10 protein-coding genes are annotated in these 15180 nt (G+C 73.5%); 4 read left to right on the forward strand and 6 right to left on the reverse strand.

The features are described 5' to 3' along the window. Positions 1–183: 183 nt before the first annotated feature. Positions 184–375, forward strand: a complete 192-nt coding sequence (locus tag ACZ4TG_RS23015; protein ID WP_468165708.1) for a hypothetical protein — start codon at positions 184–186, stop codon at positions 373–375. A gap of 73 nt (positions 376–448) precedes the next feature. On the opposite strand, the gene ACZ4TG_RS23020 is transcribed toward ACZ4TG_RS23015, so the two are convergent. The 3 genes from ACZ4TG_RS23020 to ACZ4TG_RS23030 all read right to left on the reverse strand — a co-directional run bounded on the left by ACZ4TG_RS23020 (position 449) and on the right by ACZ4TG_RS23030 (position 5939). After that, positions 449–1201 (reverse strand): hypothetical protein, encoded by a 753-nt coding sequence (locus ACZ4TG_RS23020; protein WP_468165710.1) that lies wholly within the window; start codon positions 1199–1201, stop codon positions 449–451. Positions 1202–1284: 83 nt separating this feature from the next. Then, on the reverse strand, positions 1285–3360 hold the full coding sequence (locus ACZ4TG_RS23025; protein ID WP_468165712.1) for a PIG-L family deacetylase: 2076 nt from the start codon (positions 3358–3360) through the stop codon (positions 1285–1287). A 197-nt stretch (positions 3361–3557) separates the two neighbouring features. Further along, complete coding sequence (locus ACZ4TG_RS23030) at positions 3558–5939, reverse strand: PIG-L family deacetylase (protein WP_468165714.1); 2382 nt, start codon at positions 5937–5939, stop codon at positions 3558–3560. Positions 5940–6209: 270 nt separating this feature from the next. On the opposite strand from ACZ4TG_RS23030, the gene ACZ4TG_RS23035 reads away from it, so the two are divergent. Then, complete coding sequence (locus ACZ4TG_RS23035) at positions 6210–9197, forward strand: bifunctional [glutamine synthetase] adenylyltransferase/[glutamine synthetase]-adenylyl-L-tyrosine phosphorylase (RefSeq protein WP_468165716.1); 2988 nt, start codon at positions 6210–6212, stop codon at positions 9195–9197. Here ACZ4TG_RS23035 and ACZ4TG_RS23040 read toward each other — a convergent pair. Further along, positions 9185–9829 (reverse strand): TetR/AcrR family transcriptional regulator, encoded by a 645-nt coding sequence (locus ACZ4TG_RS23040; RefSeq protein WP_468165718.1) that lies wholly within the window; start codon positions 9827–9829, stop codon positions 9185–9187. The two genes, ACZ4TG_RS23035 and ACZ4TG_RS23040, sit on opposite strands and share 13 nt — an antisense overlap. Positions 9830–9950: 121 nt before the next feature. On the opposite strand from ACZ4TG_RS23040, the gene ACZ4TG_RS23045 reads away from it, so the two are divergent. Together ACZ4TG_RS23045 and ACZ4TG_RS23050 are read left to right on the forward strand one after the other, a co-directional pair. Continuing rightward, positions 9951–11534 (forward strand): APC family permease, encoded by a 1584-nt coding sequence (locus tag ACZ4TG_RS23045; RefSeq protein WP_468165720.1) that lies wholly within the window; start codon positions 9951–9953, stop codon positions 11532–11534. After that, positions 11456–13039, forward strand: coding sequence for an amidohydrolase (locus ACZ4TG_RS23050; RefSeq protein ID WP_468165722.1), 1584 nt, complete (start codon positions 11456–11458; stop codon positions 13037–13039). Before ACZ4TG_RS23045 ends, ACZ4TG_RS23050 begins: the two co-directional genes overlap by 79 nt. A gap of 103 nt (positions 13040–13142) precedes the next feature. Here ACZ4TG_RS23050 and ACZ4TG_RS23055 read toward each other — a convergent pair whose 3' ends face one another. Together ACZ4TG_RS23055 and ACZ4TG_RS23060 are read right to left on the reverse strand one after the other, a co-directional pair. Further along, the gene (locus ACZ4TG_RS23055) at positions 13143–14030 is read right to left on the reverse strand and encodes a phosphatase PAP2 family protein (protein WP_468165724.1); all 888 of its coding nucleotides are present in this window, start codon (positions 14028–14030) and stop codon (positions 13143–13145) included. 95 nt (positions 14031–14125) lie between these two features. Continuing rightward, the gene (locus ACZ4TG_RS23060; RefSeq protein ID WP_468165726.1) at positions 14126–15157 is read right to left on the reverse strand and encodes a LacI family DNA-binding transcriptional regulator; all 1032 of its coding nucleotides are present in this window, start codon (positions 15155–15157) and stop codon (positions 14126–14128) included. Between the last annotated feature and the right edge of the window lie 23 nt (positions 15158–15180).

Here is a 15180-nt window from a genome sequence, read left to right on the forward strand (position 1 = left end):
CTCAGCCGCCGGCCCGGGGCCGTTTCACCCCTGCTGCGACGACCTGGCCGTATGCGTGTCCCGGTCCGGCCCGCGATTGCCGAACCCCGCGCCATGCTCATGCCGGTGGATCGGCATCACCACAACCTGGCTGACGAGCAGTGGCAGGCCCGGGTAAGGCAGGTCCTTGACAGGGTGTGGGTGATGCAGAAGACGATCCACGTGCTGTGCACGTCTGAGGTCGGCGAAGCGGCACGTAGCCTCGCGTGGGCAGTACAGGAGATGATCAGGAAGGGCCCCGAAGACCCGGGAGAGCCGCAGGATGAGAAGGTCTGGGCGCACATCCGTCCGAGCCGACAGTCATTCCTTGATCTCGTGCGCGACCAGCTGAGTTGAAACCCCGGGGAGGGATTCGGCAGCTGCCGTGAGCGGCCCGGGGCAAGCAGCACCAGCTCCGGCCTCCTAGGGTTCACGGCTGGGCGCAGGTCAGGGTGACCTGGTCGCTCCGTGCGCTCAGGTTGTGGTCCGGCACGTGCAGGGAGAGGAACAGGCTCACCTTCGAGCTGTTCGCCGGCGCCTTCTCATGCATCACCTTGAGGATGGAGTGGCTCGTGGTGCCGGGGGTGAAGTCCACCGTGCCCGAGGAGATCGGGTCGGCGCTGGACGCGAACGTCCAGAAGTAGCGGACCTTTCCCTGGCCGGTGGCCGTGATCTTGCCGTCGAACGCCACCTCGACCGGCTTGGTGCAGTCGACGACGCCACCGGTCTTCGTCAGGGTGAGCACCTCGACCTTGGTGACCTTCACGTCCTGCTTGCCGCCGTCCTGCTTGCCGCCGTCCTGCTTGTGGCGGGGCGGTGTGGCGCAGCCGATGTGCTTGCCGCGGTGCGTCCCGCTGTCCTTGTAGTCGACGCCGTACCTGCCGTAGCGCACGTCCGTGCGGGCGAGTTCGCCCTGGGCGTCCGTGCTCGCGCTGAAGGAGGTCCTCGGCCCGTTGACCCGCACCGTCTGGTCTGCGGGGAAGCCGGTGAGGTGGAGTTCGTAGACGGGGTCACCGCCGCCGGTCTCGGTCGCCAGCAGCTCGCAGGCCGGGCCGGCCGGGGCGGCTCCGGCCTGCGCCGTACCGCCCTGGGCCGCCGAGGCGGGGGCGAGGGCGACCGAGGAGGCGAGCAGGGGAGCCGCGAAAAGCATCAGGCTCCGATGCCGGTTCGTGTGCCGGTTCATCGTGCTGCCCTTCTGGGAGGAAAAGCCCCCGATGTCCGACTACCAGGATATCGGGCGGTGGGTTCCCGGCGCGGTGGGACGCGTCAGGGGACCTGGAGGACCGCGCGGTGCCAGACGGGCCGCTGGGTGCCCGTGGGCGGGGTGGTCGTGGTGTGGAGTTCGGCGTCCAGGCCCAGGACCACCGTCGTCGTGGCGCCCGCCGGGCCGAGGAGGCCGGAAGGGGCGCCGGCGTAGAGCATCTTGGACTCCGTCCACGCGGGCGGGCCGCCCACGGCGGTGGCGCTGACGGTGCCGGTGTCCGCGCGCCCCGTCAGGACCCGGCCCGCGACGCCGACCGCCCCGTAGCCGGCCCGGCCGCCGGCCTCGGCGAGGCTGGAGACCACCGGCTTGCCGGGGCCCGCCGTGACCAGGGCGCTGCGGACCACGCCCGAGTCGGGGCGGCGGAAGTAGAGGCGGATGCCCGCCGCTTCGGGGGCCGCGGTGAGGGGGACGGTGGTCGCCGGGAGGTCCGTGCGGAACGGGCCCTGGAGCGGGGCGCCCGGGGCGGGCTGCGTCCAGGCCAGGACCGAGTTCGTGGTGGTGGCGTACACGTGGCGGCGGCCGGCGGAGTCCACCGCCGTGACCGGGTCGCTCTGCAGGTCGTCGCCGCCCAGCCGCTCCCAGTCCGTGAAGCTGCCCGGGGACCGCTCCACGCGGGCGCGCAGGGTGCGGCGGGCGTCGCGGACGTACACCGTCAGGCGGCCGTCCTGGTCGACGGCGGCCGAGGGGGCGCTGATCGCCGAGGTGCCGGACTCGTCGCCCGCCTCGGGGGTGCCGAGCGACTGCCACTGCCCGAACGGGCCGCCCGGCGCGGACTGGGCCGCGTACAGGACCTCGCGCCGGTAGTCCGCGGCGCCCGGGCCGATGACGGTGCGGGTGGCGAGGACCGCGACGCGGCCGTCGGGGTAGCGGGCGGTGCTCGCGCCCGGGTCGATGCCGGTGCCCGGCAGGAGCGCGGGACCCGTCCAGACGCCGGCGGGGTCACGGGTCCAGACGGCCATCTGCCCGTCGAGCGGGGCGAAGGCGTACAGCCGGTCCGGCGCGCCCTCGACCAGCCAGGACGTGCTGTCGGCGCGGGCGTAGCGCAGCGACTGGGCCCAGTTGTGGCCGGTCGGACTGCCCGCCACCTTGCGGTCGCCGCAGCCCGAGGGGCTGCCGCAGTAGTTCTCCAGGTCCTGCCAGGCGTACGTCCTCAGGTAGCCGATCTTCGTCTCGGCGGTCTGCGGGTCGAGCGTGTGCGGCAGGGTGCCGTTGTGGTACCCGAGGTAGTTCTGCACCGTGAAGCGCGGGCGGTCGGTGACCTGGCGCGCGTACGCGGCGGCCGCGGCCTGCGCGAAGCGCGCGGCGTACATGTGGTCCTGGTGGTCGGTGTACTTGCCGGTCTGCTCGTACCGGCCCGGCGTCGGGTCCTGCATCCGTATCGTCGTCGGCTTGTACCGCCCCAGGACCCCGGCTATGGACTGCACCACCTGGTCCTTGGTGTACGCGTACGGCTGCTTGACCGGGGTTCCCGAGGTCAGCTGCGAACCGAGCGCGGATATCTTCCCGTTCCACAGTCCGCGCAGGCTGTCCGGGTTCTCGGCGGCCGGGTTGCGGGCCTCGCGCAGCTGTAGCCAGACCAGGTTGACCTGCGGCTTGGCCACGAGTACGTCCAGCTCGGCCCGGCCGCCGCCCGCGGTCGGTATGACCGTGCGCTTCCAGGCGCTCGTGCGGTCGCCGGTCGCCATCTGCGCGTAGGCGGAGCGTATTCCGTTCTGCCGGGCCTCCGCGTAGTGGGCGCGGTCGGCGGGCTGCTCCGGGTCCTTGGCCTCGCCGCCGCCGGCCCCGTTGCGCCCGTCGGCCTCGCCGGAGGTGAGGTAGAGGGTGGCGACCGGGGTGCCGGCCAGCAGGGACCGGCTGAGGTCCGGGTTCATGAAGAACAGGTCGTCGTCCGGGTGGGCGACGACCTGGACGACCGCTCCGGCGGTGGTGCTCGCCGGGACGACCGGGGTCGGGTTCTTCTCCTGGCTGGCCTCGGCGGACGTCTGCTGGCCGGTGGCGATGGCGAGGACGCCCGTGGTGCCGATGGTCAGCACGGGGAGCAGGGCAGCGAGGAGGAAGCGGCGGCGGGTCGTCGGCATCAGTCACGCCTTGGTTCGTTCCGGGCGGGAAAAACCGCTGAGCAGGTCAGTCAGTGAGAGGCCAATACGGCGAACTTGGTTCACCGAATGGGCTGATGACTCCTGCTTTCCGGAAATGACCGGAGGTGATTGTGCCTTGTGTGTTTTTGGTCCGTATTTATGCACATCAACTGGACGCGAATCGTCCGGCTATCCGGTCAAGGGGCTTTGAACGGTTCCGCGTTGCGCGGGCCCACCGGCATCCACGGCGCCAGATGCGCGTCCGGGTCGTCCGCCGAGGAGGTCACGTACAGCCGCGCGTCGAGCCCGACCACCGCCAGGCTGACCATGTTCCGGCCGGTCATCGTGCTCGACGGCGCCCCGACGAACATCAGCGGCGACCGCTGCCACTGCCGGCCCCCGCCGAGCTCCGAGCTCAGCTGCCCGCCCGAGGAGCGGCCGGCCAGCACGTGCCCGCTGGCCGTCACCGAGCCGAAGCCCTGGAGCCCGCCGAGGTCCGTCAGGTTGCTCACCTTCAGCCCGTCGTCGCCCGTCATCAGGGCGGTGCGGACGTTGCCGGACCCCGGCTTGCGGAACCACAGCCGCACCCCGCCCTCGCGGCCCTCCGCGGTGAGCGGGAGCGCGGTGTCCGGGAGCCCGGTCCGGGTGGCGTGGCCGAGCGGGGCCCCCGCCTTCGGCTGCACCCAGCCGACCACCGTCTTCGGGGTGGCGGCGAAGACCATCCGGCGCCCCGCGCCGTCGGTCGCGGTGACCGGAGAGCCGTGCAGGTCGGCGCCGCCGTGCCGCTCCCAGGGGCCCCAGCTGCCGTTCGCGGCCCGCACCCGGCCGCGCAGGGTGTACGCGCCGTCGCGCACGTACACCGCCAGCTGCCCGGCGCCGTCGAGGGACACCGCCGGCGCGCTGATGTCGGAGGTCCAGTTCTCGTCGGCGGTCTCGGGCGTGCCCAGCGACTCCCAGTCCCCGAACTGCTCGGAGCCGGGGGCCTGCTGGAGCGCGTACACGACCTCGCGCCGGTAGTCCGCCGGTCTGGCGCCGAAGGACGTACGGGTGCCGAAGGCCGCGATCCTGCCGTCCCGCAGGGTGACGGTGGAGATGCCCGGGTCCATGCCGGTGCCGGGGAGCAGGCGCGGTCCGCTCCAGCGGCCGATCAGGCCGGCCCGGTGCCAGACGGCGACCTGGCCGTCGAGCACCTTGAACGCCCACAGGCCGTGGTCCTTGTCGGAGGTCAGCCAGGAGGTGCTGGTGCCCCGGGCGTAGTTGATGGAGTCCGTCCAGCGGTTGCCCTCGGGGTGGTCGGCGACCTTGAGGTCACCGCAGCCGGCCTCGCTGCCGCAGTGGTTCTGCTTGTCGGTCCACGCGTAGGTGTCGAGTATGTCCAGCTTCGCCTTGGCCTCGTCGGGGTCGAGGACGCTGGGCAGCGAGCCGTTGAAGTAGCCGAGGTAGTTCTGCACCGCGAAGTGCGGGCGGTCCTTGACGTCCTCCGCGTACGCGGCGGCGGCCAGCTGCACGAAACGGGCACCGTAGAAGTGGTCCTGGTGGTCCGTGTACCGCTTGGTGTCGGCGAACCGGCCGGGGGTGGGGTCCTGCGAGCGGACCGTCGTCGGCTTGTACCGGTCCAGCAGGCCGACGAGGGTCCGCACGACCTGGTCCTTCGTGTACGTGAACCTCTGCTTGACCGGCGTGCCGGAGGCCAGCGCCGACTCCAGGCGCGTGACCTTGCCGTCCCACAGGCCGTGCAGGCTGTCGGGGGCGTCCCCGTAGACGCTGCCGGCCTCGCGCAGCTGCAGCCAGACCAGGTTGACCTCGGGCTTGGCCACCAGGACGTCGAGCTCGGCGTGGCCGCCGCCCTCGGTCGCGATCACGGTCCGCTTCCAGGCGCTGCTGCGGTCACCGGTGGCCATCTGCGCGTAGGCGGCGCGGATGCCGTTCTGGCGGGCCTCGGCGTAGGCGGGCTTGTCCGACGGGGTGGTGGCCGTCTTGGCGGCGCCGGCGTTGATGCCGTCGGCTTCGCCGGAGGTGAGGTACACCGAGGTCACGGGGTGCCCGGTGGATATGGAGTACCGCAGGTCCGGGTTCATGAAGTACAGGTCGTCGTCGGGGTGGGCGACGATCTGGAGCACCCGGCCGGGGTCCGGGGCGTCGACGGCGGTGGCGGTGGTGGCCTTGGAGTCCGCGGTGGTGGGGGCTCCGAGGCCGGCGAGGGCCTCGTTGCCCCGGAGTATGAGCATGCTGCCGGCGGCGGTGGCGGCGCAGAAGGCGACGACCTTGACGAAGGTGTTCCGGCGCCGGTGGGCCTGCGCCTCGGCCCGCGTCCGGGCCTGTGCCGGGCCCCCCGCCTCGGGGCCGAAGGCGCGGGAGCGGCGCGCGGCGCGCCCGGACCGGGCTCCGCCGCGGCCGGCACGGTCGCCCCGGTCGCCGGGGTCGCCCCGGTCCTCGCGGGCGCGCGGGTCGGCCGGGGGCGCGGGCCGGGCCCGCCTGCCGGCTGCCGGCCGGTCGGAGCGCCGGGGCGCGGGCACGAGCGGGGGCTCGGAGTACCCGGTGCGGGCGTGAGCGGCGGCCGGCGACCAGGCCGGGTCCATGGGGCCGGTGGGATTTTTGGGGCTGGTGGGGCCCATGGGGCCATGCAGAGGGTGTCCGTCGGACATGGGGCTCCTCGTGGCAGGCCGGGCGGGGAGCGGGCCCCAGTACGTCGGTGAGCGATTGCGGATCTCTATAAGTATTCAGATAATCCGACAATCCGCCTCATGATATGTGCCACCCCGCCCCGGTGAGTCGAACGCCTGCTCCGGCTAGGCTCGCCCCCAAGGCCGGCCGGGCCACCGGCAGCGACGCACGCGGGAGGCGGCGGGATGACAGTCCCGGGACGCAGGAGCAGCACCTTCATCCGGCTGCTCCGCAGTGGGTTCACCGACCCCTCGGCCGCCGCCCGGCTGCTCGACGCCGAAGCACTGGCAGCCGTACGGGCCGACCCCGTACTGCTCGACGCCCTCGGAGCCACCGCCGATCCCGACCTCGCCCTCCTCGGGCTCGTCCGGCTCGCGGAGGCCCAGCCGCCCGAGGAACTGCCCGGACTCCTCGACACCCTCGTCAGCGCCAAGCCGCTGCGCGACCGCCTGCTCGGCGTGCTCGGAGCCTCCGAGGCCCTCGCCGACCACCTCGCCCGCCATCCGCGGGACTGGCAGGCCCTGGTCACCTACGAGGCCGCCGACCTGCACCGGGGCCTCGCCGAGTTCGAGCGCGGGCTGGCCGACGCCCACGACCCCGTCGCCCTGCGCGTCGCGTACCGCCGCTGCCTGCTCTCCATCGCCGCCCGCGACGTCTGCGGCACCATCGACGTCGCCCAGACCGCCGCCGAACTGGCCGACCTCGCCACCGCCACCCTCCGCGCGGCCCTGCGCATCGCGAGCGCCGCCGCCCCCGAGGACGCGGCGCGGTGCCGCCTCGCCGTCATCGCGATGGGCAAGTGCGGCGGCCACGAGCTGAACTACGTCTCCGACGTCGACGTGATCTTCGTCGGGGACGCGGTGAACGGCGGCGACGAGGGCAAGGCCGTCCAGGCCGCCACCCGCCTCGCCTCCCACCTCATGCGGATCTGCTCCGAGACCACCGTCGAAGGCACCATCTGGCCCGTCGACGCCAACCTCCGCCCCGAGGGAAGAAACGGTCCGCTGGTCCGCACCCTCGCCTCCCACCTGGCCTACTACCAGCGCTGGGCCAAGACCTGGGAGTTCCAGGCCCTGCTCAAGGCCCGCGCCGTCGCCGGCGACGAAGCCCTCGGCGCCGACTACATCGAGGCCATAGCGCCCCTCGTCTGGCAGGCCGCCGAACGCGAGAACTTCGTCCCCGACGTCCAGAAGATGCGCCGCCGCGTCGTGGACAACATCCCCGCCGCCCAGGTCGACCGCGAACTGAAACTCGGCCCCGGCGGCCTGCGCGACGTCGAGTTCGCCGTCCAGCTGCTCCAGCTCGTGCACGGCCGCACCGACGCCACCCTGCACTCCGGCAGCACCCTCGACGCCCTGCACGCCCTCGCCGCCGGCGGCTACGTCGGGCGCGCCGACGCCGCCCAGCTGCACGACGCGTACCGCTTCCTGCGCGCCATGGAACACCGCATCCAGCTCTACCGGCTGCGCCGCACCCACCTCGTCCCCGAGGACGAGAACGACCTGCGCCGCCTCGGCCGCTCCATGGGCCTGCGCACCGAACCCGTCGCCGAACTCAACAAGGCCTGGCGACGGCACGCCTCCGTCGTCCGCCGCCTGCACGAGAAGCTCTTCTACCGGCCCCTCCTCGACGCCGTCGCCCAGCTCGCCCCCGGCGAGGCCCGGCTGTCCCCGCGCGCCGCCGGCCAGCGCCTCGAAGCCCTCGGCTACGCCGATCCCGCCTCCGCCCTGCGCCACCTCGAAGCGCTCGCCTCCGGGGTCAGCCGCAAGGCCGCCATCCAGCGCACCCTGCTGCCGGTGATGCTCGGCTGGTTCGCGGACTCCGCCGACCCGGACGCCGGCCTGCTGAACTTCCGCAAGGTCTCCGACGCCCTCGGCAAGACCCCCTGGTACCTGCGGCTGCTGCGCGACGAGGGCGCCGCCGCGGAGAACCTCGCCCGCGTCCTGTCCGCCGGCCGCCTCGCCCCCGACCTGCTCATGCGGGCCCCCGAGGCCGTCGCGCTGCTCGGGGACCCCGAAGGCCTCCAGCCCCGTACGTACGAGGCCCTCGAACAGGAGGTACTGGCCGCCGTCGGCCGCGCCGAGAACGGCGAAGCCGCCATCGCCACCGTCCGCGGGGTCCGCCGCCGCGAGCTGTTCCGCACCGCCGCCGCCGACATCATCGGCTCCTACGGCACCGAGGAGAGCCCGGCCGAGAAGGACCCCGGCGCCCTCGTCGACCGGGTCGGGGACGCCGTCTCCGACCTCACCGGCGCCACCGTCGCCGGCGCCCTGCGCGCAGCCGTGCGCGACCACTGGGGCGAGAGCCTGCCCACCCGGTTCGCCGTCATCGGCGTCGGCCGCTTCGGCGGGCACGAACTCGGCTACGGCTCCGACGCCGACGTGCTCTTCGTCCACGAACCCCGCGAGGGCGTCGACGAGCAGGAGGCCGCCAGGGCCGCCCAGACCGTCGTCGCGGAGATGCGCAGACTGCTCCAGCTGCCCACCGCCGACCCGCCGCTGCTCATCGACGCCGACCTGCGCCCCGAAGGCCGCTCCGGCCCGCTGGTCCGCACCCTGGCCTCCTACGCCGCGTACTACCGCCGCTGGTCCCTGACCTGGGAGTCCCAGGCCCTGCTGCGCGCCGAGCCGGTCGCGGGCGACCCCGAGCTCGGCGCCCGCTTCATCGAGCTGATCGACCCCCTGCGGTACCCCGTGGAGGGCCTCGGCGAGGACGCGGCGCGCGAGATCCGACGGCTCAAGGCCCGCATGGAGTCGGAGCGGATGCCGCGCGGCGCCGATCCCACCCTGCACACCAAGCTCGGCCGCGGCGGCCTCAGCGACGTCGAGTGGACCGTCCAGCTGATCCAGATGCGGCACGCCTGGGCGGAGCCCGGGCTGCGGACCACCCGGACCAGGCAGGCCCTGGCCGCCGCGCACGCGGCCGGGCTGATCCCGACCGAGGAGGCGCAGATCCTCGACGAGGCCTGGGTACTGGCCACCCGGGTGCGCAACGCGGTGATGCTGGTCCGCGGCCGGGCCGGGGACACCTTCCCCTCCGACGCCCGCGAACTGGGCGCCGTCGGCCGCTACCTCGGCTACGCGGAGGGCACGGTCGGGGAGATGCTGGACGACTACCGCCGCATCACGCGCCGCGCACGGGCGGTGGTCGACGAGCTGTTCTACGGCGCGTAGAGCCGGCCGGCCCGAGGCTCCAGCAGGGTGCGGGCGTACGCCAGGAACGCCGCCAGGCCCAGGTCGAAGGCCGCGTCCGCCCGGCCCCGCCCCGCGCCGCCGGCCGAGCCCCCGTGCGCGGCCAGCGCCCCGGCCAGCAGCGGGGTCTGCGGGGTGGGCTCCCACATGGCCTCCGGGGCCGCCAGGTCCAGCGCCGAGCCCAGCACCAGGTTCTCCAGCCCGGTCAGCAGCGGCATCACCGCCTCCTGCGCGAACCCGGCCGCCAGCAGCAGCCCGACCGCCCGCTCGTACTGCGCGAGCACCATCGGAGCCCGCACCGGCGTGGTCATCAGCAGCGGGACCGCCCGGGGGTAGGCGGCGAACGCCGCCCGGTAGGACCGGGCCCACTCCTCCAGCGCGCGGTCCCACGGCCCGCGCGCCAGCGCCCCGCCGTCGATTGCGGAGCACACCCGCTCCCGTATCAGCTCCACCACCCCGGCCCGGCCGTCCACGTGGTGATACACCGACGCGGTCTGCACCCCGAGTGCACGGGCGATCTGCGGAACGCTGAACTCCCCTTTCTCCGCCAGCAGTTGCAGCGCGACAGCGCCGATCCGCTCCCGGTCGAGCAAGGGGGTGCGCGGCCGTGCCATCGGTTTTCTCCCGCCGTCAGGTCTTCCCGTACGCCAAAACCGGAGGCTACATTGCCGCGAACCGAAAGCCTTTAGGTTTCTGTCTGCCCGACGCCAGCCGTTCGCAGAAGGGTGCCTCCGCATGCCCGAAACGCCCGCCACCCCGCAACCCCCGGACGCCGGACCAGCCCTGCGCCGTGCCACCCTCGGCACCGCCGACATCTCCTTCTTCGTCGTCTCCGCCGCCGCCCCGCTCACCGTCATGGCCGGCGTGGCGCCCGTGGCGATCCTCCTCGGCGGCATCGGCGCCCCCGCCGGATACCTCCTCGCCGGGATCACCCTCGCCGTCTTCGCCGTCGGCTTCACCACGATGAGCCGGCACGTCCGCAGCGGCGGCGCGTTCTACGCGTACATCACCCGCGGCCTCGGCAAGCGCGTCGGCATCGGCGCCGCCCTGCTCGCCCTCGTCGGCTACAACGGCATGGAGATCGGGGTCTACGGCCTCCTCGGCACCACCACCGCCGACACCGCCCACGCCCTCTGGGGCCTCGACGTCCCCTGGCTGCCCGTCTCCCTCGCCGGCCTGGCCCTCGTCTGGTACGGCGGCTTCCGCTCCATCGACTTCGGCGCCAGGCTGCTCGGCGTCCTGCTCGTCGCCGAGACCGGGATACTCGTCCTGCTCGCCGCCGGCGTCCTGGTCAAGGGCGGCGCCCACGGCCTCTCCGCCGGCTCCTTCGCCCCCGGCGCGGTCCTCGTCCCCGGCACCGCCGCCGTCCTGGCCTTCGCCTTCGCCGCCTTCACCGGCTTCGAGTCCACCGTCATCTACCGCCGCGAGGCCCGCGACCCCGACCGGACCATCCCGCGCGCCACCTACATCGCCGTCGCCTTCCTCGGTCTCTTCTACGCCTTCGTCGTCTGGACCGTCATCCAGGCCTTCGGAGCCGAGGAAGTGACCCTGGCCGCCGCCGAGGACCCCGGCGGCCTCTTCTTCGCCGCGATCACCACCTACGTGGGCCCCTGGGCCGCCGACCTGATGCACGTCTTCATCGTCACCAGCGTCATCGCCTCCCTCCTCGCCTTCCACAACGCCATCAACCGCTACGGCCTCGCCCTGGCCGAGGAGGGCGTACTGCCCGCGGCCCTCGGCCGGATCCACCCCCGCCACGGCTCCCCGTACCTGGCCGGCGCGGCCCAGACCGCCCTCGGCGCCGTGATCGTCCTCGGCTTCGCGCTGGCCGGCGCCGACCCGTACCAGCAGCTGCTGCTCTGGGTGAACACCCCCGGCATGATCGGGCTCATGGCGCTGATGCTGCTCGCCGCCGTCGCCGTACCGGTCTACTTCCGCCGGATCCCGCACGCCGAGGGCCCCTGGCGGACCCTGGTCGCACCGGTGACCGCGGCGCTCCTGCTGGCCGTGGCGATCTCGCTGGTCGTCTCCAAGGTGGGCCTGTTCACCATGGCCTCCACCACCGTGAACACGGTCCTCGTAGCCTTCGTACCCGCCGTCTTCCTGGCCGGCCTCGGCCTCGCCCAGCGGCTGAAGACCCGCCGCCCCGAGACCTACGCCCGGTTCGCCGCAGAGCCCGCAGCCCCCGCAGTTCCCTCGCCGTCCGCCGAACCCGCCCCGGAACCCCAAGGAGAAGCACCGTGCCCGCTGCCGACACCGTCCTCACCGGAGCCCGCGTCCGCACCCTCGACCCGGACCGCCCCGAGGCCCGCGCGGTAGCCGTCCGCGACGGCGAGATCGCCGCCGTCGGCGACGAGGCCGACGTACGGGACTGGCGCGGCCCGGGCACCGAGGTCATCGACCTCGGCGGCGCCACCCTCACCCCCGGCCTCACCGATGCCCACAGCCACCCCGTCTGGGGCGTCGAGATGGCCACCGGTACGGACCTCTCCGCGGTCCGGGACCTCGACCAGCTCCGCGCCGCGCTGCGCGCCGCCGAGCGGGGCCCCGGCGGCTGGGTCGTCGGCCACGGCCTCGACCACAACGCCTTCGGCGGCCGTCCCGTCGACCGGGACCTCGTCGAGGAGGCCCTCGCGGGCGCCCCCGCCTTCCTGCGGCTCTACGACGGCCACTCCGCCCTCGCCTCCGCGGCCGCGCTCCGGGCCGCCGGGATCACCGGCCCGCGCACCTTCGCCCAGCGCTCGGAGATCGTCTGCGACCCCGCGGGCCGCCCCACCGGGCACCTGATCGAGCACGCCGCGATGGACCTGGTGGGCGCCGTCGCCCCGAAGCCCACGTACGCCGAGCGCCGCGGCCGCCTCGTCGCCGTCCTCGCCGAGATGGCCGCCACCGGCCTCACCGGCGCGCACGTCATGGACCTCGGGGACGGAGACGTACCGGCGCTCCTGTCGACCGTCGAGTACGAGGGCGACCTGCCGCTGCGGCTGCGCCTGGCGCCCTGGTGCATGCCGGGCGCCGGCCCCGAGGAGCTGGCGGAGCTGATCGAGCTCCAGCGGCTCGGGGGCCGCCACTGGGGGGTCGGCGGGGTCAAGTTCTTCATGGACGGCACCGTCGAGGGCGGCACGGCCTGGCTGGAGCACGCCGACTGCCACGGCCAGGGCACGGACGCCTTCTGGCCCGACCCGCGGGCCTACTCAGAGGCGGTGGGCGTCCTCGACGCGGCCGGAGTGCGCACGGCGACCCACGCCATCGGGGACGCCGCCGTACGGCACGTCCTGGACACGGTCTCCGCCCTGGGCGAGCACGCCCGGATGCGGCACCGGATCGAGCACATCGAGACGGTCCCCGACGACCAGCTGAAGCGGTTCGCGCAGCTCGGGGTGATCGCCTCGATGCAGCCGCCGCACACCGCGTACACCCGGGCCGACCACACCGACGAGTGGTCGAGGCGGCTCGGGGAGGACCGGGCGGCCCGGGCCTGGCGCTGCCGGGACCTGCGTGACGCGGGAGCGGTACTCGCCCTGGGCTCGGACTGGCCCATCGCCCACCACGACGCCCGCCAGGTGCTGGCCACCGCCCGCAGCCCGCTCGGCGCGGCCTCGGCGGGGGCGGCCCTGACCGGGCTGATGGCGCTGGAGGGCATGACCTCGCACGCCGCGCTCGCGGCCGGGGAACAGCGGGTGGCGGGCCGCATCGCGGCCGGATACCGGGCCGACCTGACGGCCTTCGTCCTCGACCCGGTGGACTCGGCGCCGGACGAGGTGGCGCAGGCACCGGTCCGGCTCACGATGTCGGGCGGCCGGATCACCCACGGGGCGCGCTGACGGGCACAAGGGCCCGGGGCCGAAGCGGACGCCGAGGAGAGGGCGGAGGAGACCGGAGGAGAGGGCGCAGGAGGCGCCGAGGAGAGGGCCGAGGAGGCGCGGGCTAGCGCTTGAAGCGGTTCAGCAGCGCTTCCGCCGCCGGGTGCGGCCCCGCCGGCCGGGGGTGGCGGGGCAGCCGGTGCGGGAAGGAGCCGTACCAGCTGCGCGAGACCGCGTAACCGAAGGTCAGGCAGAGCATGCCGCCCACGGCGTCCAGCCAGAAGTGGTTGGCGGTGGCCACGATGACGATCAGGGTGGCCGTCGGGTAGAGCAGGCCCAGGATCCGGGCCCAGGGGGCGGAGGCGACCGCGAAGATCGTCAGCCCGCACCAGAGCGACCACCCTATGTGCATGGAGGGCATGGCCGCGTACTGGTTCGACATGTGCTTGAGGTTCCCCGAGGCCATGGAGCCCCAGGTGTGGTGGACCAGCACGGTGTCGACGAAGTCCTGCCCGTTCATCAGCCGCGGCGGCGCGAGCGGATAGAAGAAGTAGCCGACCAGGGCGACGCCCGTCGTGGCGAAGAGGACCAGGCGGATGGCCGCGTAACGGCCGGGATGAAAGCGGTAGATCCACACCAGTACACCGATGGTCACGACGAAGTGCAGCGTGGCGTAGTAGTAGTTCATGCCCACGATCAGCCACGTCACCGAGTTGACGGCGTGGTTGACCGACTGCTCCACGGCGATGCCGAGGGTGCGTTCCACGCTCCAGATCCAGTCGGCGTTCGCCAGCGCGACCGCCTTCTGTTCCGGTACCGCGTTGCGGATCAGCGAGTACGTCCAGTAGCTGATCGCGATGAGCAGGATCTCGAACCAGATCCGCGGCCGGCGCGGGGCGCGCAGCCGGGTGAGGAGGGAGCGCTCGGAGCCCGGGCGGGCCTCGCTCTCGGTCACGGTGGGTGACGAGACGTCCGTCCGGGTTTCCAGTGTCTTCACGCTCGCTTCACCCATGGGAAAAGAGTCTGCCAGATGAGCTCTCGCCTTCGATCATCCCCCGGGAGGGTCTTCGGCGCAGCCGCTCAGCCCTGCGGACGAGGGGGTCCCCCTCAGGTCGTACGCCGCTGCCGCGGCCCGGACGCCGTCGAGCCGCGGACCACCAGCTCGGGGAGGAAGACGAACTCGCTGTGCGGGGCCGGTGTACCGCCGATCTCCTCCAGCAGGGTCCGGACCGCCGCCTGCCCCATCGCCTGCACCGGCTGCCGGATGGTGGTCAGCGGCGGATCGGTGAACGCTATGAGCGGGGAGTCGTCGAAGCCCACGACCGAGACGTCCTGCGGGACCTTGAGCCCCTGCTGGCGGGCGGCCCGGATCGCGCCGAGCGCCATCATGTCGCTCGCGCACACCACCGCCGTGCAGCCGCGCGCGATCAGCGCGGTCGCCGCGGCCTGGCCGCCCTCCAGGGTGTACAGGGAATGCTGGATGAGCTCCTCGACCTCGTCCTCGCCGAGCCCGAGCCGCTCCTTCATGCCGAGCCGGAAGCCCTCGATCTTGCGCAGCACCGGCACGAACCGCTTGGGTCCGACCGCGAGGCCGATCCGGCTGTGCCCGAGGGCGGTCAGGTGGGTCACGGCGAGCTGCATGGCGGCCCGGTCGTCGGGGGAGACGAAGGGGGCCTGCACCTTGTCGGAGAAGCCGTTGATGAGGACGTACGGGACGCCCTGTCCGCGGAGTTGGTCGTAGCGGCCCATGTCGGCCGTGGTGTCCGCGTGCAGCCCGGAGACGAAGATGATCCCGGAGACCCCGCGGTCGACCAGCATCTCCGTCAGCTCGTCCTCGGTGGACCCGCCGGGCGTCTGCGTGGCCAGCACCGGCGTGTACCCCTGGCGGGTCAGGGCCTGGCCGATGACCTGCGCGAGCGCCGGGAAGATGGGGTTGTCCAGCTCGGGGGTTATCAGGCCGACGAGCCCCGCGCTGCGCTGGCGCAGCTTCACGGGCCGCTCGTAGCCGAGTACGTCGAGGGCGGCCAGCACGGATTCGCGGGTGCCTGCGGCCACACCGGGCTTGCCGTTGAGCACGCGGCTGACTGTGGCTTCGCTGACCCCCGCCTGGGCTGCGATGTCGGCTAGCCGTGCGGTCACGGGATTGGACTGTACCGGTCGCA

The organism is Streptomyces sp. NPDC028314 (genome assembly GCF_055565795.1).

What these genes read in the sequence shown, in the direction of transcription:
- ACZ4TG_RS23025 (WP_468165712.1), bottom strand. Translation starts at nt 3,360, where the DNA reads ATGCCGACGACCCGCCGCCGCTTCCTCCTCGCTGCCCTGCTCCCCGTG.
- ACZ4TG_RS23040 (WP_468165718.1), bottom strand. Translation starts at nt 9,829, where the DNA reads ATGGCACGGCCGCGCACCCCCTTGCTCGACCGGGAGCGGATCGGCGCT.
- ACZ4TG_RS23020 (WP_468165710.1), bottom strand. Translation starts at nt 1,201, where the DNA reads ATGAACCGGCACACGAACCGGCATCGGAGCCTGATGCTTTTCGCGGCT.
- ACZ4TG_RS23055 (WP_468165724.1), bottom strand. Translation starts at nt 14,030, where the DNA reads ATGGGTGAAGCGAGCGTGAAGACACTGGAAACCCGGACGGACGTCTCG.
- ACZ4TG_RS23015 (WP_468165708.1), top strand. Translation starts at nt 184, where the DNA reads ATGCAGAAGACGATCCACGTGCTGTGCACGTCTGAGGTCGGCGAAGCG.
- ACZ4TG_RS23045 (WP_468165720.1), top strand. Translation starts at nt 9,951, where the DNA reads ATGCCCGAAACGCCCGCCACCCCGCAACCCCCGGACGCCGGACCAGCC.
- ACZ4TG_RS23030 (WP_468165714.1), bottom strand. Translation starts at nt 5,939, where the DNA reads ATGGACCCGGCCTGGTCGCCGGCCGCCGCTCACGCCCGCACCGGGTAC.
- ACZ4TG_RS23035 (WP_468165716.1), top strand. Translation starts at nt 6,210, where the DNA reads ATGACAGTCCCGGGACGCAGGAGCAGCACCTTCATCCGGCTGCTCCGC.